We start from the raw sequence: 3450 nt of genomic DNA on the forward strand, positions 1-3450 counted from the left end.
GAGCAGTTCGACCGCTTTTTCCAAGGCTTCCGTCGGGATGCTCACCCGATGGCGATCATGTGCGGCGCGGTCGGCGCGATGTCGGCCTTCTACCACGACAGCACCGACATCGACGATCCGGAACAGCGGATGATCTCGGCGCACCGCCTGATCGCCAAGATGCCGACGATCGCGGCCCGGGCCTTCAAGTACTCGCGCGGCCAGCCGTTCGTGTACCCGCGCAACGACCTGTCGTACGCTGAGAACTTCCTGCGCATGTGCTTCTCGGTCCCGGCCGAGGATTGGGTGCCGAACCCGGTCCTGACCAAGGCCATGGACCGCATCTTCATCCTGCACGCCGACCATGAGCAGAACGCGTCGACCTCGACCGTCCGCCTCGCGGGTTCGTCGGGCGCCAACCCGTTCGCCTGCATCGCGGCCGGCATCGCCTCGCTCTGGGGCCCCAAGCACGGCGGCGCGAACGAAGAAGCGCTGAACATGCTGAAGGAGATCGGCACCGTCGATCGCATCCCGGAATTCGTCCAGGGCGTGAAGGACCGCCGGTACCTGCTGATGGGCTTCGGCCACCGGGTCTACAAGAACTACGACCCGCGCGCGAAGGTGATGCAGCAGGCCTGCCACGAGGTGCTGGCCGAAGTCGGCCACGGCGACGACCCACTGCTGAAGGTGGCCATGGAGCTCGAGAAGATCGCGCTCAGCGACCAGTTCTTCATCGACCGCAAGCTCTACCCGAACGTCGACTTCTACTCGGGCATCACGCTGCGCGCCCTGGGCTTCCCGCCCGAGATGTTCACCGTGCTGTTCGCCCTGGCCCGCACCGTGGGCTGGATCTCGCAGTGGAAGGAAATGGTCGAAGACCCGTCGCAGAAGATCGGACGTCCGCGCCAGCTCTACACGGGCGCCGCGCTGCGCGACTACACGCCGCTCGACAAGCGCTAAACCAAACGCCGTTCGCTGAACGGTTGCGGTTTTTCAAAGGGCTCCTAAGGATGGTGGCCGAGCCGGCAGGCTCGGACCCATCCGAAGGAGCCCTTTCGATGCCCGTCATGTGCATCTACCGCGGGGTGCAGGTGTCCCCCGACGAGTACGACCGCGTTCGCGATACCGTGGGCTGGGAAGCCAGTCCGCCCGAAGGCGCGATCGCCCACGCCATCGCCTTCGGCCCCGATGGGGCCACGGAGGTGAACCTGTGGGAGAGCGAGGCGAGCTTCCGACGCTACCTCGACACGCGCCTGGCGCCCGTCCTGGGCCACCTCGGCGTCAGCGTGGGCGAGCCGGAGATCATCGAGGTCTACTCGATGGCCGTCGGCGACCCCGCCCAGGCCTACCACATCCCACGCGCCGCTAGCCGCCCGTTGCAGCCGGCCTAGAGATAAGGTCCAGGATCGCGTCGGCGGCCGCCTCGCTGGGGTCCGGGCCGCCACGGCCCATCTTCAGGAGCGCTTCCGACTGCCGCTCGACCTGGCGGCGGCGCAGGGGCTCGTCGTCCAGCCGCAGGGCGACCTCGCGCGCCAGGGCGGGCCCGTTGCAGTCGTCCTGGATGAGCTCTGGCGCGACGAAATCCTTGGCTGCGATGTTGAACAGTGTGACCCACTTCGTGCGGATCAGACGCTTCAGGATGGCGTAGGTCACCGGGGCCAGGCGATAGCCCACGACCATCGGACAGCCGGCCACCGCCAGTTCGGTCGTGACCGTTCCCGAACAAGCCATGGCCACCGTGGCCGCCTTCATGGCGTCGCGCTTGCCTGCCTCGCCCTCGACCACGTGCGCGCGGTGCGGCCAGCCCGCCACCCGCGCCTTCACGAGGTCGGCGACCGTCGGCGCCGCGGGCACGACGACCCGCAGATTGGGCCGTTCGGCCTTGAGGCGCTGCACGGCGTCCTCGAAGGGCGGCATCACGCGCTCGATCTCGGACGGGCGGCTGCCCGGCAGGACCAGCAGGATCGGATCCTCGGGCGCGCCGCCGATATCGGCCCGCAGCCGGGCGGGATCGGCGCCGGAGAAGTCGAGCGCCAGGGTGGCGTCGCCGACGAAGACGGTGCGCAGGCCCTGCCTCTCGAACAGCGGCGCGTCGAACGCGTGGATGGTGAGCAGCAGGTCGAAGGCCTGGGCCGCCGTCCGCGCCCGCCCGGGCCGGGAGGCCCAGACTTGCGGCGCCACGTACTTCACCAGCGGGAGACCCGGCGCCTGCCGACGCAGCCGCTGCGCGACGCGCAGGGTGAAGCCCCAGGAGTCCACCAGAACGGCCACGTCCGGCCGCTCGCGCGCCGCGAGGGCCGCGGTCTCGTCGGCGCGGCGCACGACCTTGCGCCAGGCGAGCAGGCCCTCCAGCAGGCCGAAGATCGAGAGATCGGCGATGTCGAACGGGCTGACGACGCCCTCGGCGCGCATCCTCGCTCCACCCACGCCCACGAACCGGACGCCATCGCCCAGCCGTCGCTTGAGCGCGCGGGCGAGCCCCGCGGCGCGGTCGTCGCCCGAGGCCTCCGCCGCCACCAGCATGACGGTGAGCGGCCGGCCGCTCATGGCGCGCCCGGCTCGACGCCCAGGATGAAGACGCCCAGTTCGTCCGCCAGGGCGATGACGGCCTCGCGGTCGAGCACCAGCAGGCGCCCCGCCTCTCCCACGATCCCCGCCAAGCCGGCCCGCGCCACGCCCTGGACCGTGGCGAGGCCGATGGTGGGCAGGTCGACGCGGGTTTCCTGGATCGGCTTGGGCGCCTTGGCCAGGACACCGAGGCCCGCGCCCGGGCGGCCCTTCAGATGGCCGGGGAGCTCAGCGACGCGCTTGAGCAGGGCGTCGGTGCCCTCCTGCGCCTCCACGGCCAGGACGAGGCCATGGGCGACGACGGCAGCCTGGCCCACGTCGAGCGCGCCGATGGCGCGGGCCACCGTCAGGGCCTGGCGGGCGTCGGCCAGATCGTCGTCGGACGGCGTGTGCGCGCCGAGCAGCCCGGCCGGCAAGGTCAGGTCCTCCATGACGTCGTGCGCGCCCTCGACCCTGAAACCTTCCTTCTCGAACTCACCGACCAGCAGGCGCAGCAGGGCGTCGTCGCCCTTGCGGGCGGCGGCGACCGCCTTGGGCAGGACCATCAGGCCGCGCAGGTCGGGAACCAGGCTGGAGAAATCCGGACGGGCCACGTTGCCGGCGAGGCAGATCGAGCGGCACCCTGCCCGCTTCAGCGCCTTGAAGCACTTGCCCAGCTCGGCCAGCCCAACCTCCGCCCCGGCGTAGGGGGAAAGGTCGGTCCCGGCGAAGCCCTTCAGCCGGATGACGAACAGCGGCCGACCTGACCGCTCGCAATGCTGGGCGATCTCGACCGGCAGGCTTCCGCCGCCGGCGATCAGGCCAAGCTTCTGCATCGGCCTAAACTTCCCGTTGGGGCAGACAGAGGGGGCGGCTGGCGTCGGCGCGGATGAAGTCGATGATCTCCATCACCTGCGGCGAGGC

General features: G+C 70.5%; 4 protein-coding genes. 2 read left to right on the forward strand and 2 right to left on the reverse strand.

Features of this window, described 5'->3' with window-relative positions:
- Positions 1-939: citrate synthase (gene gltA, locus Q0L11_RS16720; RefSeq protein ID WP_296598726.1), on the forward strand; the 939-nt coding region annotated here is incomplete at its 5' end.
- A gap of 98 nt (positions 940-1037) precedes the next feature.
- Complete coding sequence (locus Q0L11_RS16725; RefSeq protein ID WP_296598727.1) at positions 1038-1370, forward strand: hypothetical protein; 333 nt, start codon at positions 1038-1040, stop codon at positions 1368-1370.
- Here the strand turns inward: Q0L11_RS16725 and lpxB are convergent.
- The gene (gene lpxB, locus Q0L11_RS16730; RefSeq protein ID WP_296598728.1) at positions 1345-2526 is read right to left on the reverse strand and encodes a lipid-A-disaccharide synthase; all 1182 of its coding nucleotides are present in this window, start codon (positions 2524-2526) and stop codon (positions 1345-1347) included. The two genes, Q0L11_RS16725 and lpxB, sit on opposite strands and share 26 nt — an antisense overlap.
- On the reverse strand, positions 2523-3362 hold the full coding sequence (locus Q0L11_RS16735) for an LpxI family protein (protein ID WP_296598729.1): 840 nt from the start codon (positions 3360-3362) through the stop codon (positions 2523-2525). Before Q0L11_RS16735 ends, lpxB begins: the two co-directional genes overlap by 4 nt.
- Positions 3363-3450 lie beyond the last annotated feature (88 nt).

Source organism: Phenylobacterium sp. (assembly GCF_024508875.1).
Taxonomy (GTDB): domain Bacteria; phylum Pseudomonadota; class Alphaproteobacteria; order Caulobacterales; family Caulobacteraceae; genus Phenylobacterium.

Bases quoted from the DNA above. Each gene is read 5' to 3' on its own strand.
- Q0L11_RS16735 (WP_296598729.1), bottom strand. From the start codon at position 3,362: ATGCAGAAGCTTGGCCTGATCGCCGGCGGCGGAAGCCTGCCGGTCGAG.
- lpxB (WP_296598728.1), bottom strand. From the start codon at position 2,526: ATGAGCGGCCGGCCGCTCACCGTCATGCTGGTGGCGGCGGAGGCCTCG.
- Q0L11_RS16725 (WP_296598727.1), top strand. From the start codon at position 1,038: ATGCCCGTCATGTGCATCTACCGCGGGGTGCAGGTGTCCCCCGACGAG.